At 53.0% G+C, this 24,179-nt stretch carries 23 protein-coding genes, 1 tRNA gene and 3 pseudogenes; 12 read left to right on the top strand and 15 right to left on the bottom strand.

What is annotated here, in order from left to right:
* A pseudogene (locus BRW62_RS13755) lies at positions 1-1,354 on the top strand (ABC transporter ATP-binding protein).
* Between the two features lie 19 nt (positions 1,355-1,373).
* Here BRW62_RS13755 and BRW62_RS03625 read toward each other — a convergent pair.
* The 5 genes from BRW62_RS03625 to BRW62_RS03645 all read right to left on the bottom strand — a co-directional run bounded on the left by BRW62_RS03625 (position 1,374) and on the right by BRW62_RS03645 (position 6,942).
* A complete protein-coding gene (locus BRW62_RS03625; protein ID WP_099798315.1) occupies positions 1,374-1,706 on the bottom strand; it encodes an STAS domain-containing protein in 333 nt (110 codons plus the stop codon).
* Between the two features lie 79 nt (positions 1,707-1,785).
* Positions 1,786-4,629: a DNA polymerase I gene (gene polA / locus BRW62_RS03630; protein WP_099798316.1), complete on the bottom strand. Its 2,844-nt coding sequence runs from the start codon at positions 4,627-4,629 to the stop codon at positions 1,786-1,788.
* Between the two features lie 21 nt (positions 4,630-4,650).
* Positions 4,651-5,265, bottom strand: a complete 615-nt coding sequence (locus BRW62_RS03635; protein ID WP_099798317.1) for an HAS-barrel domain-containing protein — start codon at positions 5,263-5,265, stop codon at positions 4,651-4,653.
* A gap of 3 nt (positions 5,266-5,268) precedes the next feature.
* Positions 5,269-5,478, bottom strand: coding sequence for an NAD(P)H dehydrogenase subunit NdhS (locus tag BRW62_RS03640; protein ID WP_099798318.1), 210 nt, complete (start codon positions 5,476-5,478; stop codon positions 5,269-5,271).
* A 174-nt stretch (positions 5,479-5,652) separates the two neighbouring features.
* On the bottom strand, positions 5,653-6,942 hold the full coding sequence (locus tag BRW62_RS03645) for an RNA-guided endonuclease InsQ/TnpB family protein (protein ID WP_099798319.1): 1,290 nt from the start codon (positions 6,940-6,942) through the stop codon (positions 5,653-5,655).
* A 79-nt stretch (positions 6,943-7,021) separates the two neighbouring features.
* On the opposite strand from BRW62_RS03645, the pseudogene BRW62_RS03650 reads away from it, so the two are divergent.
* Together BRW62_RS03650 and BRW62_RS03655 are read left to right on the top strand one after the other, a co-directional pair.
* Positions 7,022-7,189: pseudogene (locus BRW62_RS03650) on the top strand (IS200/IS605 family transposase); the annotation flags it as partial.
* Between the two features lie 155 nt (positions 7,190-7,344).
* On the top strand, positions 7,345-8,187 hold the full coding sequence (locus BRW62_RS03655) for a prephenate/arogenate dehydrogenase (RefSeq protein ID WP_099798320.1): 843 nt from the start codon (positions 7,345-7,347) through the stop codon (positions 8,185-8,187).
* Here BRW62_RS03655 and BRW62_RS03660 read toward each other — a convergent pair.
* The 5 genes from BRW62_RS03660 to BRW62_RS03680 all read right to left on the bottom strand — a co-directional run bounded on the left by BRW62_RS03660 (position 8,184) and on the right by BRW62_RS03680 (position 12,131).
* Complete coding sequence (locus BRW62_RS03660; protein WP_099798321.1) at positions 8,184-8,675, bottom strand: phosphate-starvation-inducible PsiE family protein; 492 nt, start codon at positions 8,673-8,675, stop codon at positions 8,184-8,186. The genes BRW62_RS03655 and BRW62_RS03660 overlap by 4 nt on opposite strands.
* 2 nt (positions 8,676-8,677) lie before the next feature.
* Positions 8,678-9,442: an MBL fold metallo-hydrolase gene (locus tag BRW62_RS03665; protein ID WP_099799815.1), complete on the bottom strand. Its 765-nt coding sequence runs from the start codon at positions 9,440-9,442 to the stop codon at positions 8,678-8,680.
* 9 nt (positions 9,443-9,451) lie between these two features.
* A complete protein-coding gene (locus tag BRW62_RS03670) occupies positions 9,452-10,891 on the bottom strand; it encodes a serine/threonine-protein kinase (protein WP_099798322.1) in 1,440 nt (479 codons plus the stop codon).
* A gap of 43 nt (positions 10,892-10,934) precedes the next feature.
* Positions 10,935-11,942: a 2-hydroxyacid dehydrogenase gene (locus tag BRW62_RS03675; RefSeq protein ID WP_099798323.1), complete on the bottom strand. Its 1,008-nt coding sequence runs from the start codon at positions 11,940-11,942 to the stop codon at positions 10,935-10,937.
* Between the two features lie 102 nt (positions 11,943-12,044).
* Positions 12,045-12,131, bottom strand: a tRNA-Ser gene (locus BRW62_RS03680).
* A 151-nt stretch (positions 12,132-12,282) separates the two neighbouring features.
* Between BRW62_RS03680 and BRW62_RS03685 the strand changes: the two genes are divergently transcribed.
* From BRW62_RS03685 to BRW62_RS03715, 7 genes are all read left to right on the top strand, one after another.
* Positions 12,283-13,095 (top strand): carbon-nitrogen hydrolase family protein, encoded by an 813-nt coding sequence (locus tag BRW62_RS03685; RefSeq protein WP_099798324.1) that lies wholly within the window; start codon positions 12,283-12,285, stop codon positions 13,093-13,095.
* 659 nt (positions 13,096-13,754) lie between these two features.
* Complete coding sequence (gene argF / locus BRW62_RS03690) at positions 13,755-14,669, top strand: ornithine carbamoyltransferase (RefSeq protein WP_099798325.1); 915 nt, start codon at positions 13,755-13,757, stop codon at positions 14,667-14,669.
* Positions 14,670-14,673: 4 nt separating this feature from the next.
* Positions 14,674-15,537, top strand: coding sequence for an ABC transporter permease (locus tag BRW62_RS03695; protein WP_198406145.1), 864 nt, complete (start codon positions 14,674-14,676; stop codon positions 15,535-15,537).
* A gap of 2 nt (positions 15,538-15,539) precedes the next feature.
* Positions 15,540-16,091, top strand: a complete 552-nt coding sequence (gene cobU, locus BRW62_RS03700; protein WP_099798327.1) for a bifunctional adenosylcobinamide kinase/adenosylcobinamide-phosphate guanylyltransferase — start codon at positions 15,540-15,542, stop codon at positions 16,089-16,091.
* A gap of 59 nt (positions 16,092-16,150) precedes the next feature.
* The gene (gene typA / locus BRW62_RS03705; protein WP_099798328.1) at positions 16,151-17,941 is read left to right on the top strand and encodes a translational GTPase TypA; all 1,791 of its coding nucleotides are present in this window, start codon (positions 16,151-16,153) and stop codon (positions 17,939-17,941) included.
* On the top strand, positions 17,941-18,225 hold the full coding sequence (locus BRW62_RS03710) for a DUF3593 domain-containing protein (RefSeq protein WP_099798329.1): 285 nt from the start codon (positions 17,941-17,943) through the stop codon (positions 18,223-18,225). The genes typA and BRW62_RS03710 overlap by 1 nt, the downstream gene beginning before the upstream one ends.
* A gap of 211 nt (positions 18,226-18,436) precedes the next feature.
* Positions 18,437-18,829 carry a Fur family transcriptional regulator gene (locus BRW62_RS03715; RefSeq protein WP_099798330.1) on the top strand — a complete coding sequence of 131 codons (393 nt, stop codon included), beginning with the start codon at positions 18,437-18,439 and terminating at the stop codon, positions 18,827-18,829.
* A 21-nt stretch (positions 18,830-18,850) separates the two neighbouring features.
* On the opposite strand, the pseudogene argS reads toward BRW62_RS03715, so the two are convergent.
* The 3 genes and pseudogenes from argS to BRW62_RS03730 all read right to left on the bottom strand — a co-directional run bounded on the left by argS (position 18,851) and on the right by BRW62_RS03730 (position 20,876).
* Positions 18,851-20,606 (bottom strand): annotated as a pseudogene (gene argS, locus BRW62_RS03720) (arginine--tRNA ligase).
* A complete protein-coding gene (locus BRW62_RS13270; protein ID WP_099798331.1) occupies positions 20,606-20,767 on the bottom strand; it encodes a hypothetical protein in 162 nt (53 codons plus the stop codon). The pseudogene argS and the gene BRW62_RS13270 overlap by 1 nt, the downstream one beginning before the upstream one ends.
* Positions 20,768-20,786: 19 nt before the next feature.
* Positions 20,787-20,876, bottom strand: coding sequence for a cytochrome b6-f complex subunit PetN (locus tag BRW62_RS03730; protein ID WP_099798332.1), 90 nt, complete (start codon positions 20,874-20,876; stop codon positions 20,787-20,789).
* Between the two features lie 481 nt (positions 20,877-21,357).
* Between BRW62_RS03730 and BRW62_RS03735 the strand changes: the two genes are divergently transcribed.
* Entirely contained in the window at positions 21,358-22,020 is a 663-nt protein-coding gene (locus BRW62_RS03735; RefSeq protein ID WP_099798333.1) for a hypothetical protein, read from the top strand.
* A 156-nt stretch (positions 22,021-22,176) separates the two neighbouring features.
* Positions 22,177-22,578, top strand: a complete 402-nt coding sequence (locus tag BRW62_RS03740) for a hypothetical protein (protein ID WP_099798334.1) — start codon at positions 22,177-22,179, stop codon at positions 22,576-22,578.
* Positions 22,579-22,692: 114 nt separating this feature from the next.
* Here BRW62_RS03740 and cysK read toward each other — a convergent pair whose 3' ends face one another.
* Positions 22,693-23,658: a cysteine synthase A gene (cysK, locus tag BRW62_RS03745; RefSeq protein ID WP_099798335.1), complete on the bottom strand. Its 966-nt coding sequence runs from the start codon at positions 23,656-23,658 to the stop codon at positions 22,693-22,695.
* A gap of 18 nt (positions 23,659-23,676) precedes the next feature.
* Positions 23,677-24,114 carry an RrF2 family transcriptional regulator gene (locus BRW62_RS03750; protein ID WP_099799816.1) on the bottom strand — a complete coding sequence of 146 codons (438 nt, stop codon included), beginning with the start codon at positions 24,112-24,114 and terminating at the stop codon, positions 23,677-23,679.
* Between the last annotated feature and the right edge of the window lie 65 nt (positions 24,115-24,179).

Here is a 24,179-nt window from a genome sequence, read left to right on the forward strand (position 1 = left end):
ATGCAAACCAAAACCAAAGGTGAGTCGCTTGTCCGGTTACTGGATGTCGGTAAAGCCTACCGTCAGCCCAATGGCCAAGTTATTAGCATCATGGAAAACATTAACCTTGAGCTGCGCACCGGTGAAATTGTGGCACTGCTTGGCCCGTCTGGTTCCGGTAAGTCAACGCTGATGCGCATTATTACCGGACTCATTACACCCACCTCCGGTCAGGTCTTCTATCGCGAAGAACCAATGCAGGGTCTAAACCCTGGCGCCGCCATCGTGTTTCAGAGTTCTGCCCTCTATCCTTGGCTGACGGTACTTGAAAACGTGGAACTGGGGCTGAAAGCCTTGGGAGAAGGCCCGCGATCGCGCCGCCGCAAAGCCCTGCGAATGATTGACATTATCGGCTTAGATGGGTTTTGAAAACGCCTACCCCAAAGAACTCTCTGGGGGAATGCGACAGCGGGTCGGCTTTGCCCGTGCCTTGGCAGTAGAGCCAGAATTGCTGTGCATGGACGAACCCTTCTCGGCCTTGGATGTACTAACCGCCGAAAACCTGCGCTTTGAACTGCTGGATCTGTGGCTAGAGCACAAAATTCCCACCCAGAGTATTCTCATTGTCACCCACAATATTGAAGAAGCCGTGATTCTAGCGGATCGTATTATTGTTTTAGGCAGCAATCCAGGGCGGGTGCGGGCAGATTTTCCGATGACGTTGCCCCACTACCGCGATCGCAAACATCCCGGATTCCAAGCCATTGTGGATCGCATCTACAAAATTCTCACCAACCCCCACCTAGACGAACTAGAGGCACTTGAACCCAAGCCCGTTGCCGCAACCCCTAGCCAAGAACCGCGCTATCCACTGCTGCCCCACGTTCGTATTGGCTCGATTGCGGGTTTGCTAGAGCTACTAGAGAACCGCAAAGAAGACCTTTACCGCATTGCCCAGGAACTGCAACTAGAACTGGACGACATTCTGCCCATTGTTGAAGCAGCCCAGATGATGGAGTTGGTTGAACTGAAGGAAGGTGACATTGCCGTCACGCCGATTGGCCATGCCTTTATTCAAGGAGACATTGATCAGCGCAAACTCATTATCCGCCAGCAATTGCTCAAGTCCATTCGTTTAGTACAGCAGATTCACAACTTCCTGACCGCTAAGCAAAACCACCGCATTCCCGAAAGTTTGGTGCTAGATATTCTGGAGCGCCACTTCACCCCCCAAGAAGCCGATCGCCAACTCAACACTGCCATTGACTGGGGACGCTATGCGGAACTGTTTAGTTACGATGAACCGGCCAAGGAAATCTTCCTTGAAACTAACGACCAAGACGAGTCATTCCCCCTACAGACCACTGCTGTTTGATGCTACGGCCATGGGTGCATCAGCCGCCCTCGTACTGAGGGCGAATGCGGGTATTAAACTCCTCCTCATCTTTGAGAATGTGAAATACCTTATCCATGCTGGTCAGTTCAAAGAGCATCATCATCTGCTTGGGAATACCACAGAGGTAAAGCTGCCCCCCTGCTGCTCGCAAGGTTTTCAGGGCAACCACAAGGGCACCTAAGCCAGAGCTATCAACAAACGTAACATTGCTACAGTCAAGCAGGAGGACTTGAACCCCCGCCTGCGCCTGCTCACTCACAGCTTGTCGGAGTTCCTGCGCTTGAGAGCCACCCAAAATACCCGAGAGCTTGATAACATCAACAGTACTCATTGTAATTTTCCGTAGGAGACTAGGATTCTTCGCTAGTATAGTGGAGATTCCCGGTGATTTTGTAGTCTAGAAGGATTCCCTATTTGGCCTCCAGCCAGTTTGCTGCGGCGTAGATGTCCACCTGGAGAGGTACACTCAGGGGAACCACGGTTGTCATGATTTGCGGAATTTGCACCTGTAGCTGCTCCCAAGCCCTTGGCGGCATTTCCAGCACCAATTCGTCGTGAACTTGCAGGAGTAACTGCGCCTGCTGGCTCTTGAGCAGGGGCGCCAGTTTAACCATGGCACACTTAATAATGTCGGCACTGGAGCCTTGAATGGGGGCATTGGCAGCGGCTCGCAGCAATCCCCGCTCATAGTTCGTCATGTTTAGTTGACTGGTGTCAAGGGTGGCTATCTCCTCTGGCGAGGTGCCGCGCAACTGCTGGAGTTCCTGACTCTCGAACTGAAAATAGCGGCGACGGCCTAGGATAGTTTCTACATAGCCTTGGCTGAGCGCCAGCCGCTCCATCTGCCGCAGATAGCCAAAGACACCGGGATAGCGTTCATAAAAGCGCTGGATGAACGCCTTAGCATCCGCCACACTCACCCCCGCTTCGCGGGCAAAGCGCTGGGCACCCATGCCGTAGATGATGCCAAAGTTAATAATTTTGCCGAGGCGGCGATCGCTGGCGGTAATCTCCGTCTTTTCTAGCAAAAACTGAGCGGTTAAGCGGTGCACATCCTCTCCCCGCTGATAGGCACCCACGAGTTCTGGCTCTTGGCTGAGGTGGGCAAGGATCCGCAACTCAATCTGTGAATAGTCCGCCGCCACCATCAGGTTCCCCGGCTCTGGCACAAAGGCTTTGCGAATTTGGCGACTAAACTCGGTGCGGATGGGAATATTTTGCAGGTTAGGATTGGAGGAGGAGAGGCGACCCGTGGCCGTGACGGCTTGGTTAAAGTCTGTGTGCACCCGACCGGTGTCTGGTCGCACTAGGGTGGGTAAGACATCGACATAGGTGGATTTCAGTTTCGCTAAGGTGCGGTACGCCAACACCAGATCAATGATTGGATGATCGCCTTGCAGCTTTTCTAGGGTGGCAGCATCGGTGGAGTATCCCAGTTTAGTTTTATGGGTCTTTTTGGTGTCTAACCCTAGGGTGCCAAACAGTAGCTCACTTAACTGCTTAGGGGAGGCCAAGTTAAAGGGTGTCCCTACCAGCTCCCATGCTTGCTGCTGAATGGTATTCAGTTGCGCGTCAATGTCCTGGGAGAGATGCCGTAGGTAGTCGCTGTCAATGCGGATCCCTGTGGCTTCCATCTCCGCTAAGATCGGCTCTAGGGGGAGCTCCACCTCTAGCAGTAGTTGCCGTAGGCGCGGGGTGAGATCCGCCTCTAGTTTATCTTTGAGCAGGTAGGTGGCGTACACATCCAAGCCACAGTACTGAGCCACTGCCGCTGGACTCAGATCCGCAAGGGTCTGATCTTTACCGACGAGCGATCGATAGCGTTGGGATTGAATGGGTAGGTAGCGCTGGCAAATGTCCTTGAGGTTATGGCTGGCTTCAGGATTGAGGACGTAGCTGGCCAGCATGGTATCAAAGACAACGCCTTGGAGCTGAATCCCTTGGAAGCGCAGCACCAGACGATCGAATTTGGCATTTTGCAACACCTTTGGGTAGCGATCGTTCTCCAGAATTGGCCTGAGCGCCTCTAGGGTCTCGGCCAAGGGGAGGTTCGTACCCGCTTTGTGGCCTAAGGGCAAGTAGGCCACCTGATCCGCAGCGGCACCCCAGCAGCAGCCAATCCCCACTAGCGTTGCATCGCGCGGACTCAGGCCGGTGGTTTCCGTATCCCACGCTACCGGATGTGCGGTATCCGTGCAGGCTTCGAGGGTGTTGATCAGGGCGCTCAACTGTTCGGGGGTCTCGATTAACTGTACCTGCAAAGGCGCAGGGGTCTCCTCGGCACTGAAAAACCATGTTTGCTCAGGCTCGTCAGGCGCTAGTTCCATCTCGGCAAGGGTGCCCCCCAAGCGCAGGTGCAAGTCTTGCAATTGCATCCGCAGAGCGCGAAACTCCAAGCGGTTTAAGAGGTGATCCAAGGCAGGCCAGTCAAAGGGGCTGAGGCGGAGGTGGTTGAGGTCTAAGGTGAGTGGCACATCAAGGACAATTTGCGCCAACGTTTGGGAGTGCCGTGCGTCTGCCTCGCCTGTGGTTAACTTGGCCTTTAGGCTGGCGGGTTTAATCTCGCTGAGGTGCGCATAGATAGCCTCTAGGGTTGGATACTGGCTCAGGAGTTGCACGGCAGTTTTGGGGCCAATTCCCTTAATGCCGGGAATGCGATCGGAGGTATCCCCACAGAGGGCTTTGTAGTCCACAATTTGCTCCGGCCAGACCCCCATTTTCTGCTGCACTTTAACAGCATCAAACAGCTCGGGGCGTGCTTTACTGCCTTGGTGCGTACTGAGGTACATGACCTGCACGAGGCCATCGCGATCTATCAGTTGAAAGAGGTCGCGATCGCCACTGACAATGGTGACTCGCCACCCCTGCTGCCGCAACCGATGCGCCACCGTACCAATGACATCATCCGCTTCATACCCCGCACAGGTGAGGAGGGGAAGACGCAGTGCCCTCAGTAGAGCCTGTAAGTTCTCAACATCAACAATAAACTCTTCGGGGGTTTCGGCACGGCCTGCCTTGTAATTTTCATCCACCCCATGGCGAAAGGTGGGTTCTGCCAAGTCAAAGGCGATCGCCACGTGCTCGGAGGGCTGCTGCTCGAGAATCTCTAGCAGGGTCTTCAAGAAGCCAAAACAGACACTGGTGGGGATGCCTGTGGAGGTGCGCAAGCCACCATCACGACCTTTACTAAAGGCATAGTAGGCACGAAAGGCAAGGGAGTGACCGTCAATGAGTAGAAGGGTTGGTGCAGACATTGTGTTTGCGCAGTGTATCCCCTAAAGATACACCTGTTCGAGAATCCCCCGCAGGCGATCGTAGTCATCCTTGAGGAGCCGACTCAACAGTTGCGCCGCTTGTACGAGCCATGGGCGATCGCCCCCCCGTAACTGGTAAAGGTGCCGCAGAGTAGCGGCAATGAGGGCATCCCCTGGCCCATAGTTAAGGGTGAGCAGGGTGCGCAAAAACGTTAACTGTTCGCTAAACGCAAGCACTACACTTGGGTCACAGGTATAGACCTGTTGGTGCATTTGCGGTGGCTGTGGCGGCAAGTGAGGATAGCTACGCGCGTGCTCCTGAAAACCCACAATACCGATGGTGACCTCCGTTTTTAGCATGGCAAAAATGTGGGGCTGCTCTTGGCGGAGTTGCTCTAAGGATAGCCCTAGGGCGGTGGCACGATGAATGGTGTCAATGGGAGCCGTCACGGCGTAGGCCACCACGCCGTAAATGTGGCGATCGCCCTCCGGAATCCAGACCCAACTGCCCAGAGCGGGGACTTGTGCAAAATCGAGCGTGGGTGGTTGATAGCACTGGGCAATAACGTGATCCGTTGCTGTTTGCACCACCTCGGCAAAGGGAGCCAGTGTTGGGGTGGGCGATCGCCGTGGCATGGGCTACTTTTTCCCTTTTTGCACCGTCACAGGTGTTAACTCTGCTAAGCGAAAGGTCACTAACTTATCCCAGTTCCCCCCCTCAAAAAGCACGGCAGCTTTGCCATCGGTGACCCGCTGGACAATGCCTTGGAACTGGTAGTAGGTATCGTTAGGATTGGTGACTTGCACCGTCATCCCCGGCAAAATGGTTAGCACTGTATCCACTGGCATAGGAAACCTCGTAACCTTGATGTGCTTTTATTATTACCAAAAAAGCGGTCGGGGTAATGCTCGCTCTCTTTGCTTTATCTGCATAGGGATGGTGATGGTGGCAGCGCGCCGCAACCGTGAATAAACGTGATTGACTTCTCTCCTCCTTGAAAGAGAGGGGATTCCCAAAGGATGCTACGCAACGGGCTGAAGCCGCGTTGCTTCGCTTTTCCCTTGAGCTGTCACCCACAACTTAATGCGGGTGGGGGCAGTCAAAGACCCCCTACCAACTCCGCTCAGACTCAATCCAAGCATCGTCGCTACTTTACGCAGGATGTTGGCAGCGCCATTACAATCCGCGTTGATGTACCAATTCTGAGCAGTCCTGAACAAACCTCGCTTCGTCCGCTTCCCCGATGACTTCCAGCTATCAGGTTTTTCACCGAATGTCGGCAAAAAGTCACCATCCACAAACGATGCTTGAGAGGTATACGACTCCTCAGTTTCAACAAACTCTATCCCGTACTGCTCCGCTAACTGAGCAATCCGCTCTTTCAGTCTCGCAGTTGGGATCTGCACAAACTTCTGATTGGTCTTCTTGCCCAGGTTGGAACCGTCCTTTTGCCGCGGGTTCCAGCCAAATACAATCCGACCAATCCGGTTACGGGTGCAATGGTCAATCACAATCCTAGCCGCTTTGTTCACTGCATCACGTATCTGCCGATTGCGCTTCTCAGTGAGTTGTGCCAGTCGCTTTGACCAAAAGCCTTGAGGCTTACCTTCTTTCAGCTTGGCAATTTGCTTGTTGTACCAGCGGTTCAACGATTTCAGGTGCAGTCCATCCACTATGAAGCTGGTTTCTACATTGCTGACGCAGGTGAGCCAGTTGTTTAATCCCGAATCGATGCCCAGCACCCGCATCGGGTCTACATCAATCTGAACGGGGTTCAGACGATAGACAAACTCAGTGTAGAAACACCCGTTGCGCGGCAGAATCCGCAGTTCCTTGATGTCCTCAAATTTGAGATTGGAGGGCATGGGGACAGTGAACGAATCAATCTGAAACCACACTTTCACTAACTGCCCCAGCGGAACCCGGATCATCCCATCAACCAACTTCAGCGCTTGTTTGGGATAGCTGACTACTGCCAACCCTCCCTTCTTGCGGTAATTTGGCATCCTAGGTTTCTCTGCCAGTTCTCCACCTTGCCACAGTTTCAACAATGTTCGGTAGGACTTAAACGACTCGTAGACCGAAATCAAGGTTTGCTGTGCAGCCTGGGAGTAAAGAGCTTGGAAGTGCTTACTGGTCTTGTATTCGTAACTCAGGCTATGCTTGCCAATCCACTGCCCGGTCTTAAAGTGCAGTTGACGAGCATAGTAGATGCCCTGATTGGTTAGCTTGTTTGCCTCAGAGCAGACAAATTCCATCACCCCCTTAAGTTCGTTATTGGGGTTGAGCAAAACTTGCTGACATCCAAACATGGTGAGTTTATGCAACAATTGTCTACAGCGTAGCACAGATAGACAAACAGGTAAACTATGGACTACCAGAAAAGCCGCAATGCATCGAATTAAGGGGCGAACTGCACGGTTCCTCAGACAGGAATTCCCTAATCCATTAATGAAACTGCCGTCCATGTGGACATCCAGTTACTTTGTCTCAACGGCTGGCAATGTTAGCAGCGAAACAATTCAGCGCTACATTGAAGCTCAGGGCAAGAGTAATTGACCTTACTAGGGGCTAAAGCCCCCTGAGTTGGCTGTATCCCCTCGCTAAAGCGGAGGGGTTTTAGCCCGCCCACATCACTCCTATAAAGTGCTGCTGTTCCTGAGAACAGCAACAAATGTCACGATAGTAGGGGCAACAACAGTAGCGGGTGATCTATGCTGCGGATTGGCATTGTGGGTCTGGGTTTAATTGGCGGTTCCCTTGGTCTAGATTTACGTGCCAAGGGGCACTACGTTGTTGGGGTCAGTCGGCGGGCTGAGACCTATGAGCGGGCGATCGCCAAAGGTGCTGTTGACTGGGGCAGTACGGACCCTGCCGTCCTCAGCGCCCTTGATCTGGTGTTTTTGTGCCCTCCCATTGGTAGTATCCTCAGCGTTGCCTTAGAGATTGTGCCCCACCTCAGCCACGATACGGTGCTCACGGATGTCGGGTCAGTTAAGGAGAGTATTGTGCCTGCCCTAGAAAAGCTGTGGCCTCGTTACGTGGGGGGGCATCCCATGGCGGGAACAGCAGCAGCAGGGATCGAGGCCGCGCAGTCACAGTTGTTTGCCAATGCTCCCTACGTTCTCACCCCAACCCTGCATACTGATGGTGAGGCGATTGATTGCGTTGCCCAAGTGATTAATGATCTTGGGGCAAAACTCCTCTACACCACCCCCGCAGATCACGATCGCGCCGTAGCTTGGATCTCCCATTTACCCGTGATGGTGAGTGCGGCGCTGCTGTTGGCCAATGCCCAAGAAGTCAACGAACCCATCCGTACCCTCTCACAGCGGCTGGCTAGCTCTGGCTTTCGCGATACTAGCCGGGTTGGGGGGGGCAACCCTGAGTTGGGGCGGATGATGGCCGAGTATAACCGTGCCGCCCTACGCCACTGCATCATCCACTACCGTGCCACGCTTGATCATTTGCTGCAGCAAATTGAGCAGGAAGACTGGACGGGGTTGGAGGCCAACCTTGCCGTTGCCCAAGCGTACCGGCAACAAATTTATCCCTAAGGGCGCCGCCGATAGTTGAGCCGCCGCACAATCCAGTAACTTGCGGAGAGCGCCAAAATGGCGATCGCCAACCCCAGCAGCTTGGCCACCGTTTCTGGCTGGTCAATGTCCAGAATAATAATTTTCCGGGCGATGGCAATGAGGGAGGTTACAATCACCAGCTCAACAATCTGGGAGGAGACATGGGTTTTCAGGTAGGCCGTAATATTTTCGAGAATTTCTAGGGCAACCAATACATTGAGAAACAATCCGAAAATCTTGACCAACTGCAGGTTAAACTGCCCCAAGGGCGGCGTGAGCAAGTCGATGGTTAGAATTCGCCCTAGGTCAACAATGGCAACAACGACGACCAGCAACATGCCAATGGCCAGCACCCGGGTGGCTATCCCCTCAATTTGGCTGAGGAACTGGAGGAACTGTTGATTGTCTTGTAGAAAAATTAGAACTTGCTGCCAAAAAAGAATCAAAGGCTGAAGCCAACGCCGCATAATTACGCCTCAACACCGAGGGAACGAATCTCAAGGGGTCTGTAGGCGACAGGTTCAATGAGTTGTGTCATCAGCCCAGCCGTCTGAAACTGCTCTTGGAGGTCACTAAGGGAGCCTGCTACCGAAAGCAGGGAGGGCAACACTCCGCGCAGGATTAGGGATCCGTTTGTGGCAGTGCCGATCATCTGCTGGGGACGCAGCCATTGGGCTAACTCAAGGGCAGTCTCGCCACCGTTGAGAATAGTCCCCAGTAGGGGGAGGCGTACACTCAGCAAGGGCGTAATAACCACATCCACCGTTCCATAGCTTTTTAACCAAGGGTCGTGACAACCATGAGGCTCATAATACAAGGTGCGATCGCCCCAGCGGAATAGGTAGCCGTTTTCCTGCTGTAGCGGGCCAATCGTGGCACCTTTGGTTGCCTGAATGGTTACATCTCGCCAGCAGTAGGTATCGTGGGGCGCAAGGGTAATCACCGTTTCAAAGCCTAATCCTTGGGCAATTTTGGCGGCACTGGCTGAGCCAATGACTGGAATCCGGCGATCGCACTGGCGCAGCGTTGGCACATGGCAGTGATCCGGCAACCCCTGAGACAGCACAATCAACTCAACTCCCGCAGGCATTTCACAGGGAAAGGTACGCTCTGCCGCAAACAGCCATGGCGTAGAGCCAAAGGTAAGCCGCCCCACCAACCAAGGATCCACTAAGACACGAGTGTGCCCCAACTGCCATAGCCATGTATTGCTCTCTAGCCACGTAAGCTGCACGATCATCTCCTAAGCAAACCGCGAAACAATGCTATAAACCAGTAAAAACACATTCCCCAGAACCACGCAGACCAACCCCACCAAAAGGCACACCAGCAGTGCCGGTAATGCCCCTATCCCCCCCTGCAACAGCGGCACAAAATACACCGCCGCCGCCGTAATCCCACCAATGATTAACTGCTCCCAATGCTCGACAATCCGCCGATACTGCAAAAACACCAACAGGGCAAACAGTGCCCCAATGCATCCTGCACCCACCGATAGGGGGAACCCCCATGCCGTCATCATGCTGTAGAACATTAGCCCGATTGCCGTGATTTCAAACCCAGTAAACCCCGCAGCCATCAGAATCTTCAGCGCTGGTAAGGGAGGGCGGGGCGATCGCCGCTGGACGGGCTTAGGGCGAGGTGTCAGGGTGGGTGGGTTCATAGGGGCGGCGGACGCGCTTGGCGGAGCCGCAGCAGGCGCAGGGGTTGGGGGAATGGGCGTCCTCAGAGCGGCTTCTACCTCCTTCGCCGATGCATAGCGATCGCTAGGCGCCGCTTGTAGCATCCGATCCAGCACGGCTTTTAACTGGGGACTGACCTGGGCAAAGGGCTGCCAATTCCAGCAATTTTTATAGGCATCAAAGAGTTGATCGGGGGCTTTACCCGTTAGCAAAACAATGCAGGTGACCGCCAAAGCGTACAGATCCGAACTGGGGAAAACCTGTTCGCCCCGCGATTGTTCCGGCGGAGCGTAATGGGGAGTATAAATGCCAGTGCTGCGGGGAGCAGGGGTTGACTGCGACACCTGCTTCACAGCCCCAAAATCCAACAGGTAAAGACGCCCTTGACCGGGGAACTTTGTTTTGCTGGGGTGCTGACGCATAATGTTCGAGAGCTTAATATCCCGGTGAATCGAGCCACGCTCGTGGACGTACTGCAACACCGGTAGTAGCTCCCGCAGCACTTGCCGCACCTGTTCCTCACTAAAGCGTCCCTGCTGCAATAACTCGTCTTCGAGGGTTTCGCCATCAATAAACTCTTGAACAAGGTAAAAATATTGCTCAACCCCTGACCCATCGTGCTTGGGCACCTCTTCTTCAAAAAATGCCAGTAAGTCTGGAATTTGAGCGTGCTGACCCAACTCTTCCAGCACCGTGGCCTCGCGCTCAAAGAGTTCCTGCGCCTTTACCAACTGTTGCGGATCAGACACATTGGGCAGCAGCTGCTTAATAACGCACTGCCGCCAACCTGGCGTATCTAAATCCCGCGCCAGATAAGCCGCCCCAAAGCCACCACGTCCGAGCACCCGCTCCGCAACGTAGCGTCCCCGTAAAATCAAGGGCATCCCACAGGCCGTGCAAAATTTTTGATTAATTCTGCTGCGTCGCTGGCTGGGCTGATCTAATTCAGGCACATTATTTTGTGGACGGGGACAATGGGGACGGGTACAGTGAACCAGCATGATAGGGTACTCAGTCAAGGCATGGGACAGCGTCTTGAGTTCATCATAAGTCTGGGTTGTACGTTACCTCGTGGATCAGGGGCAACCGCTGCTCAAAATGACTCAGATTTTCAAGGGTTGTGGCAGCAATATCCTCAAGAGCATTGCGGGTAAAAAAGGCTTGGTGTGCCGTAATCACCACGTTAGGGAAGGACTGCAATAGTTGAAACGTGTCGTCTTGAATGATGGTGTCCGATAGATCTTGGAAAAAGAGGGAGTCTTCTTCTTCGTAAACATCAATGCCAACGTAGCCAATCTGACCCGATTTGATGCCTTCAATGACAGCTTTGGTGTCCACCAGTTTGCCCCGACTGGTATTAATTAACATGACACCGCGCTTCATCTGGGCAATGGTGTCGTGGTTGATCAGGTGCTGGTTGGTGTCAGTCAGGGGACAATGTAGGGTAATAATATCCGCTTCGCTGAGTAAGGTATCAAGGGAGGTATAGGTGGCGATCGCGGCCAACGCTTCGTTGGGGTAAGGATCGTAACAGTAGAGGCGACACCCAAAACCAGCCATGATCTGCCCTACAATGCGACCAATTTTACCCGTGCCAATAATGCCCACCGTACAGCCGTGGAGATCAAACCCCATCAGACCATCCAAGGCAAAATTGTCATCTCGAACGCGGTTGTAGGCTCGGTGCAGCTTACGGTTAAGCATTAAGATTAGCCCGACCGTATGCTCTGCCACCGAATAGGGAGAATAGTTACTCACCCGGGTAACAGTAATCCCCAAGTCTGCTGCTGCTCGCAAGTCCACATTATTAAACCCATTGCAGCGCAAGGTCACTAGCCGTACCCCCAAGGCCGCCAGTTGTTGCAGTGTTGCCGCACCAACATCGTCATTGACAAATACACAGACGGCCTCGTTGCCTTGAGCCAGTGAAGCCGTTTGCGGAGTTAAGAGGACATCGTAGTAGCTAAAGCTGTGGGGTTGATGTTGAGCTACATTGGCTGCGTCCAAAAATTGGCGATCGTAGGACTTGGCACTAAACACCGCCACCTTCATTGCCTGTGCCTCCGACACTAGAAACCATCTTTAGCTTAATTGGCCAACTCAGTCTCTGGTTTTTTAGCCATAACAATTGTGTCAGCAGCTACGCTGAGGTAACGGAGAGAGAGGGATTCGAACCCTCGGTGACATCACTGCCACACTCGATTTCAAGTCGAGCGCATTCGACCACTCTGCCATCTCTCCATGGGGCAATGTGACTATCCCAAGCTCTATATTGTAGCTCCAAACAAGGGTGCGTAATCTTAAAAAAGTCTTGATAGAACGGATTGAGGCTTGCTCTGGGCTTGTTTCAGCCTATACAATGAGAGGCTACTATTTTTTTAATAATTAGGGAATGAAGCCGTATCTTGCTGCCGCCATTCAAATGACCAGCCAGCCCAATCTAAGCGCGAACCTCGCTCAGGCAGAAGAGCTGATTGAGCTTGCGGTACGGCGCGGTGCAGAACTTGTGGGCTTACCAGAAAATTTCTCTTTTCTTGGCGATGATGCTGAAAAAGTGGCCCAAGCGGCTACTATTGCCGAGCGCAGCGAAGCGTTTCTCAAGCGTATGGCACAACGCTTTCAAATTATGCTGTTGGGTGGTGGCTTTCCGGTGCCTGCCGACAATGGCAAAGTGTATAACACAGCGGTGTTAGTGGGTCGCAATGGTGAGGAGTTAGCGCGTTACCACAAAGTTCACCTGTTTGATGTTGATTTACCGGATGGCAATATCTACCATGAGTCGGGCACTGTTCTAGCAGGACATCAGTTACCTCCCGTCTATCCCAGCAAAGAACTGGGCAATATCGGCCTATCGGTTTGCTATGACGTGCGGTTTCCAGAGTTGTATCGCGCCTTGTCTCAAGCAGGGGCAACCATTCTCTTTGTCCCAGCAGCATTTACAGCGTTTACGGGGAAGGATCACTGGCAGGTACTGTTACAGGCACGAGCCATTGAGAACACCTGCTATGTCATTGCACCAGCACAAACCGGAATTCACTATGCGCGGCGGCAAACCCATGGCCATGCGCTCATTGTGGATCCATGGGGCACGATTCTAGCGGATGCTGGCGATCGCCCGGGAGTGGCCGTTGCAGCCATTGAACCGAGCCGTTTAGAGCAAGTGCGGCAACAGATGCCCTGTTTACAGCACCGTGTTTTTTTCTAAGGGTTTACCGAAGTTGTTACCAAGGTGCGCCAATGAGAGTAAAGCCTGACCAAAAGCGCGTTGCTGAGTATTAAGTATGACTTTCGGGTGTAAACTACTCCCAGCTAAAGCAGGGAGTTTTTAGTAGCCCTGCAGTTAGCAAGCCAACCACGAGCCTCTGGGGTGGTTTACAACACCCCCAATCGACCGTTACCAGTGCCTTAAACAACCGTTTCTGGTGTCCGCAGTATAATTATAACCTAAAACAACTGAAGTTGCTAAAGGAGCTTTCCTCCCCGCACTGAAGTACGGGGCTTCCAGCCCTACCCGATGTGAGTCTTTTGCCGCCCTCACCCTAGCCCTCTCCCAACGGAGAGGGAATAGGACTCTTAGCTCCCTTTTCCCCAAGGAGACGGGTTGGGGATGAGGGAATTCATAGCCGCATTCAGCAACACCCCCAAAAGTATGGAGCCTTAAAGTCACGCTGGCGCAACAGATCTATAATTGATGGGGCGTTTGTCAACAAATTGGCGTTGCTCTCATCCCCATACTCCGTTGCACTGTGTATGGGGTCTTCCCGTAAAGTTTGGTAAATTCTGGATCGCAAAGAACTGGACGAAAACGGTGGGGAATCCGCTAAGCTACAAGCTACTTGACTATCTTAACTGGTGGAAACAGCTATGGAATCATTGCGGGGGCGAGACCTACTCAGCATTGCTGACCTGTCCCAAGAGGAAGCGCAGTATGTGCTAGCGTTGGCGGCACAGATGAAGATTGGTGAGGTTGCCCCGCATTGTCCGGCAGTGTTGGGGTTACTGTTTCAAAAGGCCTCAACGCGGACGCGCGTTAGCTTTACGGTGGCGATGTACCAACTGGGAGGGCAAGTGATTGATCTTAACCCCCAATCTACCCAAGTCGGGCGCGGTGAGCCGCTCGCTGACACGGCGCGGGTGTTGGATCGCTACCTCGATGCCTTGGCCATTCGCACCTACGGTCAAGCTGAATTACAATTGTTTGCTGACTATGCCCGCATCCCTGTCATTAATGCCCTTACTGATCGGGAGCATCCGTGCCAAGTGTTGGCGGATCTACTCACCCTACAGGAATCCTTTGGCGGCTTAGGGGGCTTAACCCTCTGCTACATTGGTGATGGCAATAATGTGGCACATTCGCTGTTGCTAGGTTGTGCGTTGATGGGGGTGAATGTACGGGTTGCTTCCCCTGCTGAATTTCAGCCACTCCCAGACATTGTTGAGCAGGCGCGCTCATTGAGTCGCGGTGCAACGGAAGTCACCGTTACCACAGATCCCTACAGTGCAGCTAAGGGTGCCCATGCGCTTTATACCGATGTCTGGGCCAGTATGGGTCAGGAAGCAGAAGCGATCGCTCGCCAACCCATTTTTCAGCCCTACCAGATCAACGATCAGCTACTAGCGGTAGCAGATTCCCAGGCGATCGTCCTTCATTGTCTTCCGGCTCATCGGGAAGAAGAAATTACCGCCAGTGTCTTGGAAGGCCCCCAGTCGCGGGTGTGGGAGCAAGCGGAAAACCGCCTCCATGCCCAAAAAGCCCTACTTGCGAGTGTGTTGGGATAGTACCATGACCCTTGTGCCGATACGCCGCCCTTGGTTCCCCACCCAACTATCGGATCAACTACTGTGGATCGGCGGCTTGATTTGTGGCATCTTTGTGTTCGTTGCCTTTACTGCGCCTTTAGGGCAAGCCTTGGGCTGGATCCCCAACCCCCAAGACTTTCTGGACTTTCCGATTCATGCGCCCCCGTCCGCGCAGCACTGGTTTGGCACCAATCGCCAAGGCTATGATGTCTTTTCCCGCACCCTCTTTGGCACTCAAGCCGCCTTACAGGTCGTGGTGGTAGCCACACTCTTTAGTCTGATCCTTGGTGTGCCCCTCGGATTGCTCAGTGGCTATTGCGGCGGTTGGTTGGATCGCGCCTTGCTCTTTTTCATGGATACAGTCTATACCTTACCCGGGTTGCTATTGGCGGTTACCGTTGCCTTTGTGGTTGGCAAGGGGGTGGTGAATGCCGCGGTTGCTCTGAGTGTTGCTTATATTCCCCAGTACTATCGGGTGGTGCGTAACCACACCGTCAGCCTCAAAAATGAAGTGTTTATTGAAGCAGCGCGCGCGATGGGAGCCTCTACACCACGAATTTTGCGACGGTACTTGTTGATCAATGTCTTGCCAAGTATTCCGGTGCTTTTTACCCTGAATGCCGCAGATGCGATCTTAACCCTAGCTGGATTAGGGTTTTTAGGCTTAGGGTTGCCGCCGGAGGTGCCAGAGTGGGGACAGGATCTGCGCCAAGCCTTGGATGGCCTGTCGGTGGGAGTTTGGTGGACGACCCTCTTTCCAGGGCTAGCCATGACCACCCTTGTGGTGGGGCTATCGCTGCTTGGGGAAGGCTTGGGGGAGCGCTTAGATCCACGGCGGCTGCGGTAACCATGGCCGGCCATATCCTTGTCAGTGGACCAAGCCGCTCCGGTAAAAGTGCATGGGCAGAGTTCCTTGCGGCGGAGTCTGGTGCCCCTGTGATTTATATTGCAACGGCGATCGCCGCCAGTGGCGATCCAGAATGGTGCGCACGGATTGCCCAACACCAAGCCCGTCGCCCTCCCCACTGGCAGCTTTGGGAATGCCCGGTGACCTTGGTCAATAGTGTGCAGCAACTCCCCCCTGATCACTGTGGTCTAGTGGATTCTCTGGGCACATGGGTGGCCAATACACTGGAGCAACAGGAGACCCAATGGCAAGCCACGGTGCAACACTTATTGGCGGCGGTTGCTGCCTGCCAAGCCACCTTAATTCTTGTGGCTGAGGAAACCGGTTGGGGCGTTGTGCCCCCCTATGCCAGCGGTCGCCACTTTCGAGACCGCCTCGGTGAGTTGTGCCAGCAGTTGCGCCCGCTGATGACGGAGGTCTATCTGGTGACCACGGGGTTTGCTTTGCCCCTCCACCAATTAGGTATCCCGCTGCCTATTACCAGATTGAGCTAAGATTGTAACGGTTTGTCACACTCCTCGACGTTGTATTACAAAATCTGCGGGAATAGTCTATGAGTCTGCCCATTCGCAATGTTGCCATTATTGCCCACGTTGACCATGGCAAAACCACCTTGGTCGATGCCCTCCTACGGCAGTCCGGTACGTTTCGTGAGGGCGAGGATATTCCCGATTGCGTCATGGATTCCAACGATCTTGAGCGGGAACGCGGTATCACCATTTTGGCGAAAAATACCGCTGTGCGCTACAAGGAGTTAACCATCAATATCGTCGATACTCCCGGGCACGCCGACTTTGGCGGTGAAGTGGAGCGGGTACTGGGGATGGTGGAAGGCTGTCTGCTGATTGTGGATGCCAATGAAGGGCCGATGCCCCAAACCCGCTTTGTGCTCAAAAAAGCCTTGGAAAAGGGGTTGCGCCCTATTGTGGTGGTCAACAAAATCGATCGCCCCCAAGCCGAACCCTACAAAGCCATCGATAAAGTACTGGATTTATTTATTGAACTGGGTGCCGACGACGATCAGTGCGAGTTTCCCTACCTCTTTGCATCGGGGCTCGCGGGCTACGCCAAAACTGATCTCGACGAGGACGGCAACGATATGCAGCCCCTTTTCGAGGCAATCGTCCGCCATATTCCACCCCCAGTGGGAAATCCCGATGCCCCCCTACAACTTCAGGTCACCACCCTTGACTACTCTGAGTACTTAGGGCGAATTGTCATTGGCAAAATCCATAACGGCACGGTACAGGTGGGGCAGCAGGCTGCCTTGGTTAAGGATAATGGTCAAATTGTCAAGGCCAAAGTCACCAAGCTCCTCGGGTTTGAGGGCTTAAAGCGAGTGGAATTGACCTCCGCCAGTGCGGGCAACATCGTGGCGATCGCCGGCTTTAGTGATGCCAATATTGGCGAAACAATTACCTGCCCCAACGAGCCGCAGGCATTGCCCCTCATCAAAGTCGATGAACCGACCCTACAAATGACCTTTGCGGTTAATGACTCCCCCTTTGCCGGTCAGGAAGGCACCTTTGTTACCTCCCGCCAACTGCGCGATCGCCTCTATCGGGAACTAGAAACCAACGTGGCACTACGGGTCGAAGAGACCGACTCTCCAGACCGCTTTGCCGTCTCTGGTCGCGGCGAATTGCACCTAGGTATTTTAATTGAAACCATGCGCCGCGAAGGCTACGAGTTCCAAGTCTCCCAACCCCAAGTGATCTACCGGGAAGTGAACGGTCAGCCCTGCGAACCCTACGAATGTCTTGTGCTGGATGTCCCTGACGAAGCCGTCGGCGGTTGTATTGAGCGGCTTGGCCAACGGCGGGGTGAAATGCAGGATATGCAAGTGGGGGGCAATGGCCGCACTCAACTGGAATTTATCATTCCAGCCCGCGGGCTAGTGGGCTTCCGCGGTGAATTCATGCGCCTCACCCGTGGCGAAGGGATCATGAACCATAGCTTTTTAGACTACCGCCCTCTTGCTGGTGAGATTAGCGCCCGCCGCAATGGGGTCTTAATTGCCTTTGAAGAAGGCACCGCTACCTTCTATGCCCTCAAAAATGCAGAAGATCGCGGGGTCTTTTTCATTACCCCAGGTACCAAAGTGTACAAAGGGATGATTGTAGGTGAGCACAACCGCCCCCAAGACCTAGAAATTAACGTCTGTAAAGCCAAACAACTCACCAACTTCCGTTCCTCCACCGGCGATGAACTGGTACAACTGCAATCTCCGGTGGACATGAGCCTTGAGCGTGCCCTTGAGTACATTGGTGCCGACGAACTGGTGGAGGTCACCCCCCAATCGATTCGCCTGCGGAAGATGAGTAAAAAACTGGCACGGCGCTAATGCTGACCAATAGCTTCTTTGCTCTCTCGTTGTTGCCCTATCTGGGGTTTTTGTTTTTCCTCACCCGTAACCCCAGAACCCCCCGCTTGGCCTTAATTGGCTTTTATAGCACCTTGGTGTTTGTGGCAGTCACCATTCCCGCAGGCCTCTATGCCCAGCACGCCTACGGCACCTCCTTGGCCAATGTGGACACCCTACACGGGGGAGCAGAGGCTTTCTTGACCGTTGCAAATATCTTAGTTGCCCTAGGGTTTCGCCGCGCTGTTAAGGAAGCCTCCAAGTAGCCTATTGCTGGTGCGCTCCCGCAGCTCAAGATATGAGACGTAAACTACTCCCAGCTAAAGCAGGGAGCTTTTAGTAGCCCTGCAGTGAGGTAGGTGCTGATACCGTTAGGTCTGGGGTAGGCAAGAGGGTGCCTACGCTACAGGAGTGGCCAATCCCCCTAGTGGGGATGTCACTTTCCCCTACAATCGAAGGTGAGGTTTCATCAATGTTATGCCGCCGCGCCGTACTCGTAGTCAATCTATTGTCCTTGAAGCACTCAAAGCCAGTGGGCGATCGCTCTCGGCTCAGGAACTTTATCTTGAACTCCGCCAACGACAAACTCCCCTTGGGCTAGCAACGGTTTATCGTACTCTAGATGCCTTAAAGGTCAATGGTGTGGTGCAAGCGCGCCCCTTAGCTACGGGAGAGTTAGTTTATAACTTAGTACAGCAGGATCAACACTATCTTACTTGTCTGCACTGTGGCGTATCGGTAACGATTGATAGTTGTCCGGTTCAGCACCTTGAAGCCGAACTGCGCCAATCGCACAACTTTGAGATTTTTTACCATACCCTTGAATTCTTTGGGCTGTGCCAAAGTTGCCAACAAACTCTACTCAAGTAAACCGACCCTTGTAACATCGGGCTAAATTCGATCTAAGACACGAATACCCAACAACGAGAGGCCTAGCTTGAGGGTACTTGCGGTTAGATAGGCGAGGGCAAGGCGGGACTGCTTGAGGGGTTCAGGAGCCGTCAAAATAGGACAGCGATCGTAGAACTGGTTAAAACGCTGGCTCAGTTCAAATAAATATTGACACAATCGATTGGGCAATAATTCTGCCATAACCAGATCTAGGGTTTCCTCGAATTGCACCAAGTGTTTTTGCCAGTGCCTGTTCACTATCCTCTTCAATATGGATTGGGACATTCTCAGAGAGCAGACCCCAGTCAATGTTGCCGCGCCGAGTTAGCCCTTGAACCCGGACGTAGGCATAGATTAGATAGGGGGCAGTATTCCCTTGCAGCGACAGCATCTTATCGTAGCTAAACACATAGTTGCTATTGCGGTTTTGGCTCAGGTCTGCGTATTTGACTGCACCAATGCCAATAACCTTAGCGACGGTGTTAATGAACTCTGGGGACTCTTGACGCTCTTCTGTGGCAAGGCGTTGCTCTAGGTCGCTGCGACTGCGGGCGATCGCCTCTGTGAGTAAATCAATCAGGCGAATGGTCTCTCCGGAGCGGGTCTTGAGGCGTTTACCATCTTCGCCTAGCACAAGCCCAAAGGGAACATGGGTTAGGGTAACGTTAGGGGGAACCCAACCTGCCCGCTCAGCCACCTGAAAGAACTGCGCAAAATGGTTGCTTTGGCCAACATCGGTAACGTAAATAAGCCAGTCTGCTTGATCCTGCTGAATGCGGTAACGTAGGGCAGCAAGGTCGGTGGTGGCATAGTTGTAGCCGCCATCGGATTTTTGAATAATTAGCGGCTGGGGCTGCCCTTCTTTGTTGGTAAAGCCTTCGAGGAAGACGACTTTTGCCCCTTGGTCTTCGACTAAGAGTCCTTGGGCGGCTAAGTCTTCAATAACAGCAGGCAAGTAGGGATTGTAAAAGGACTCCCCTCGCTCTGTAATGTCAATATCGAGGAGGTCATAGATTTTCTGAAATTCCCGTCGCGATTGATTGCACAGGAGTTGCCAAGCGCGGCGACTGTGTTCGTCTCCTTGTTGGAGGGCAACGACCTGCTGCCGGGCGTTTTGCTGAAATTCAGGATCGGTGTCAAAGCGCTGCTTGGCCTGTTTATAGAAGGTGACTAAGTCTCCTAAATCCAAGGCATCGGCCTTGGTCAGGGCATCGGGATACACCTCATCTAGGTAGGCAATGAGCATCCCAAATTGAGTGCCCCAGTCACCAACGTGGTTCAGCCGCAGAACATCGTGCCCCTGAAACTCAAGGATACGCGCAATACAATCCCCAATGATGGTTGAGCGTAAATGCCCAACGTGCATTTCTTTGGCAATGTTGGGGCTGGAAAAATCCACCACGACCCGGCGGGGGTGCTGAGTTCGGGCAATGCCAAGGCGATCGCTCCCCAAGGCAGCTTGGAGCGCTTGGGCTAAAAATTCAGGCTTGAGGCGAAAGTTAAGAAAACCAGCGCCTGCAATTTCAACGGGTTCACACAGATCATTAATGTCTAGAGCCGCCACAACTGCCGCCGCAAGGTCTCGGGGGGACTGTCCTACCTGTTTGGCTAAGGTGAGGCACACATTTGATTGATAGTCCCCAAACTTGGCTTGAGTGGCGGGTACCACTAGGGGCTGTGGGTAGTGGGGCAGATCCACAACCTTTTGGAGGGCACTTAGAAGGCGATCGCCCAACACCTGTAAGGGAGCGACCATTAGCGCTTGCGCCCCCGCCGTTGTTCCTGCTGCTCTGCGCGGTAGCGGCGGCGATCGCGCCATTCAGCATAGGTGAGATAGCCAATACCGCCACTGACGACGATGAGCAAGAGCAACGCAATCAGAACAAAAACATCTGCTAGAGAGACTGAAAGATCCATACTCCCGGACTCTGATGGGCTACATGCCGTGGCGACCCCAAACCACAAAGGCAATGGAGAGGGTAAAAACGCTGAGAATGCCTATCCAACCCAAGCTAATAATATCCATTGGCTGATGTCCTACAAACCAGGTCAGCCCTTATTTTATCGCAGTTGTTCTCTATGGCACTAACGGCTCCCTAGGCATTTCTACCCTTCAGGGAGCAGGCCATAATTGTTCTGCTAGGCGTATCCCTGTGTTGCGCCTCTTCTTCCTAATAGGTTTAGCTTTTAACCTACAACCACTCCGTGAGAAGAATATCTTATATTGGATTTTAAGACTTATTTTTAGTCTATTTATAAGTCTATTTATCTTATGTAAGAATAAGTGCTTGTTCTCTCAGGGGCTTAGAATGGACAAATCGCTTTAGCATATGACCGCAAGATTGCGCGTTGTTGGGCAGATTTTCTGCACAAGCTATCGCGTAGGACAGTTGACGAAAACCAACTCATTTGTGTTGGGTAGGAAGCTGCTATTGTCATCGTTGATTCAATAGCGGTAGTTCACAGCTACCAGAATTTCTCAACGGGATCATTGTCGAGGTGAATGGGTGAATCCTGCAAACTTGCTGAATCCAGAGCAATGGTGGACGCTGTTTTTGGATTGGTTGCTGGCACAGGCGGTGGCGGGGGCAGGGGGCTTGCCAGCGGCGGAACAGGTCGCCGCAGAGGCACTGAGGGAAGCAACGGGCGATCGCGCCCAAGCCATTGAAACAATTATTTGGTGGCGAACCGGCCATGCTGCTGGTTTAGGGATGTTGGCGGCCTTACCAATGGGACTTCTGAGCATAGTGGGCATCAGTACCAGTTTGGCGGCAACCTATTTGCTGGGGGCCAATACAGCGGCGGCGATCGCCATAGTGCAGGGATACGATGTCAACAGCGCAGCGGTGCGATCGCTCATTTTGCTGACTTTATTGGGGGGGAGCGCCACCCAGATGCTAAAAAAAGCTGGTTTAGAGGTTTCGGAGCGTGTGAGTGTCCATTTGCTCAATCAACTACCAACACACCTATTACGGCAGATCAATCAGCACTTAGGCTACCGCCTGTTCACAGTGGGCGCTCAAAAAGGAGTCTTCAGCGTGACCACTGTTGTCCCTGTGGTGAGTGGGTTGGTGGGGGGTGCTATTGATGCGGCCTACGTCTATCAATGCGCCCAAGTGGCTAAGCAGGTATTTGAACGCCCTGTGGCTGAGGAGCCAACCTCAGTCTGAGCACTCATATGGATAAGAAATCCAAAATTTTTCAGCCAATTCCTTCACGTTTCAGGCACACACTCAATCTAAAAATCGACAATAGAAAATAAGGAATTCAAGGATCTCCAGATTCGTCAAGATTCATCAATCGTGGTTGATGGAGGAGTTATGCCTATGCAATACCGATGGAGTGTTTTCGGAGGGTTACTGCTAACCATGGCTGCTGCGTTACCTGCGGCTGCCGAGACCCTAGTTTCAGATAGTGGCCTAACCCGGATCTATGGCTACCAATTTTCCCACGTCCCTGGGGATGTGATTGAGTACACCACACAGGTTAATGGCCGTCGCCATAACGGTGTCATTACTGTAACCAATGTGAGCAACAGTTTGGTGAGGGGATGGTTTAGCGATCGCGATGAGGGGGGTAATTTTGGCTGTATCGGTGAGGTTAGTATCCAGTTTGTCCGCAATAATCGCTATATTTCGGTGTGGCGAATTGGCGGCAGACCTAGCCCCTACGTCACGTGCCCCCAAGCAGGAACCACGTCCCGGCTGAATATGACTGCCTACCCCTAGCGCTGGAGATGAGTCGCGAGAATGTTTGCTGGGCACGCAATAGAGCAAAATTTTCAAACGCTCATCCCAAGAGGCTTTTTAGGTACTCAGCAAAAACGCTGGACTAAATTTGGCCTAATTCTGCAAATAGCTCGGCGTGAGTGGCAAGGCTTCTTGGAACAGCGGTGTGGTCAGGTAGCGCTCCCCAAAGCTGGGTTGCACCATCACAATCAGCTTGCCCTCGTTTTCTGGGCGTTTGCCCACGTGGATGGCTGCACACAACGCCGCACCGCTAGAAATTCCTGAGAGCAGCCCCTCTTCGCGGGCAAGGCGACGACCAAAATGAATGGCCTGATCATCAGAGACGGTGATGACCTCATCAATAAGCTCAAGTTTGAGGACAGGGGGAATAAAGCCGGCACCAATGCCTTGAATTTTATGGGGGCCAGGTTTACCGCCTGAGAGTACCGGACTATTGCTGGGTTCAACGGCGATCGCCTGAAAACTCGGCTTCTTTGCCTTAATCACCTCCGCAACCCCGGTAATCGTACCCCCTGTCCCTACCCCACTAATGAGAATATCGACCTGCCCGTCAGTGTCTTCCCAAATTTCTAAGGCAGTCGTTTCGCGGTGAATTTTGGGATTGGCAGGATTTTTGAATTGCTGCAGCATAAAGGCATCCTCAAGGGAGGCCACAATTTCCTCGGCACGGCGAATCGCGCCACTCATCCCTTCTGTACCGGGGGTGAGATCTAGCTCTGCACCGTAGGCTCGTAGCATTGCACGGCGCTCAGCACTCATGGTTTCCGGTATGGTTAAAATTAAGCGATAGCCCTTGGCGGCAGCCACCATGGCCAAGGCAATTCCAGTATTGCCAGAGGTTGGCTCCACTAAAACGGTTTTACCGGCAGTAATTAACCCCGCTGCCTCTGCCTCGGCAATCATACTCAAGCCAATGCGATCCTTCACGGAAGCTGCAGGGTTCATGCTTTCCAGTTTGACCACAATCTGTGCCACACAACCTTCCGCCGCAGGAATCCGATTTAAGCGCACTAAAGGAGTGCGGCCAATCAATGCAGTAATATTGGGGGCAATGTTCATCCTTAAGTGCTCCTAGACTTAGATGTAGTACATGACATCAACGTGTTGATAGGCACGGCGGCGATCGCACAGGTCTTGGAGGGTGTGCGTTGCCAGAATGGCATTGGCAGCATTGCAGGCCTCTAGCCACACCGAACGGATGAGGTTACGGGCAAGATCATCCTTGTCTGGACGCTTTTCCGCCAGTTTAGAATCAATCCCCTCAATACAGTTGAGTACCTCTAAAATTGAGATTTGCCATGGCGGTTTAGCCAGTAAATAGCCCCCCCTTGCCCCGCGTTGGCTACGAACTAATCCTTTACGCCGTAGGGTGGCCATCAGTTGTTCAAGATAGCGATCGGGAATCATGTGCAGGGCAGCAATTTGGCGGATTTGTAATGGCTCTCCTTGATCGTAAGCCGCCGACATTTCTAGTAAGGCAAGGAGTGCATACTCACTTTTGGCAGACAGTTCCACAGGAAAGTTGGACTCGCACGACACAATCAAGAGCAGTGTTGCCTAGTGGCTAGTATATCCTACTT

Origin of the sequence: Thermostichus lividus PCC 6715 (assembly GCF_002754935.1) — a bacterium.
In the GTDB taxonomy this organism is placed as follows: Bacteria; Cyanobacteriota; Cyanobacteriia; order Thermosynechococcales; family Thermosynechococcaceae; genus Thermosynechococcus; species Thermosynechococcus lividus.

Excerpts from the sequence above, each read along its gene's own strand:
- BRW62_RS03635 (WP_099798317.1), bottom strand. The coding sequence starts at position 5,265 with ATGCCACGGCGATCGCCCACCCCAACACTGGCTCCCTTTGCCGAGGTG.
- BRW62_RS03710 (WP_099798329.1), top strand. The coding sequence starts at position 17,941 with ATGCTGACCAATAGCTTCTTTGCTCTCTCGTTGTTGCCCTATCTGGGG.
- BRW62_RS03695 (WP_198406145.1), top strand. The coding sequence starts at position 14,674 with ATGACCCTTGTGCCGATACGCCGCCCTTGGTTCCCCACCCAACTATCG.
- BRW62_RS03640 (WP_099798318.1), bottom strand. The coding sequence starts at position 5,478 with ATGCCAGTGGATACAGTGCTAACCATTTTGCCGGGGATGACGGTGCAA.
- BRW62_RS13270 (WP_099798331.1), bottom strand. The coding sequence starts at position 20,767 with ATGGATCTTTCAGTCTCTCTAGCAGATGTTTTTGTTCTGATTGCGTTG.
- cobU (WP_099798327.1), top strand. The coding sequence starts at position 15,540 with ATGGCCGGCCATATCCTTGTCAGTGGACCAAGCCGCTCCGGTAAAAGT.
- BRW62_RS03655 (WP_099798320.1), top strand. The coding sequence starts at position 7,345 with ATGCTGCGGATTGGCATTGTGGGTCTGGGTTTAATTGGCGGTTCCCTT.
- BRW62_RS03645 (WP_099798319.1), bottom strand. The coding sequence starts at position 6,942 with ATGTTTGGATGTCAGCAAGTTTTGCTCAACCCCAATAACGAACTTAAG.
- BRW62_RS03670 (WP_099798322.1), bottom strand. The coding sequence starts at position 10,891 with ATGCTGGTTCACTGTACCCGTCCCCATTGTCCCCGTCCACAAAATAAT.
- BRW62_RS03685 (WP_099798324.1), top strand. The coding sequence starts at position 12,283 with ATGAAGCCGTATCTTGCTGCCGCCATTCAAATGACCAGCCAGCCCAAT.
- BRW62_RS03675 (WP_099798323.1), bottom strand. The coding sequence starts at position 11,942 with ATGAAGGTGGCGGTGTTTAGTGCCAAGTCCTACGATCGCCAATTTTTG.
- typA (WP_099798328.1), top strand. The coding sequence starts at position 16,151 with ATGAGTCTGCCCATTCGCAATGTTGCCATTATTGCCCACGTTGACCAT.
- BRW62_RS03740 (WP_099798334.1), top strand. The coding sequence starts at position 22,177 with ATGCAATACCGATGGAGTGTTTTCGGAGGGTTACTGCTAACCATGGCT.
- polA (WP_099798316.1), bottom strand. The coding sequence starts at position 4,629 with ATGTCTGCACCAACCCTTCTACTCATTGACGGTCACTCCCTTGCCTTT.
- cysK (WP_099798335.1), bottom strand. The coding sequence starts at position 23,658 with ATGAACATTGCCCCCAATATTACTGCATTGATTGGCCGCACTCCTTTA.
- argF (WP_099798325.1), top strand. The coding sequence starts at position 13,755 with ATGGAATCATTGCGGGGGCGAGACCTACTCAGCATTGCTGACCTGTCC.
- BRW62_RS03715 (WP_099798330.1), top strand. The coding sequence starts at position 18,437 with ATGCCGCCGCGCCGTACTCGTAGTCAATCTATTGTCCTTGAAGCACTC.
- BRW62_RS03660 (WP_099798321.1), bottom strand. The coding sequence starts at position 8,675 with ATGCGGCGTTGGCTTCAGCCTTTGATTCTTTTTTGGCAGCAAGTTCTA.
- BRW62_RS03730 (WP_099798332.1), bottom strand. The coding sequence starts at position 20,876 with ATGGATATTATTAGCTTGGGTTGGATAGGCATTCTCAGCGTTTTTACC.
- BRW62_RS03625 (WP_099798315.1), bottom strand. The coding sequence starts at position 1,706 with ATGAGTACTGTTGATGTTATCAAGCTCTCGGGTATTTTGGGTGGCTCT.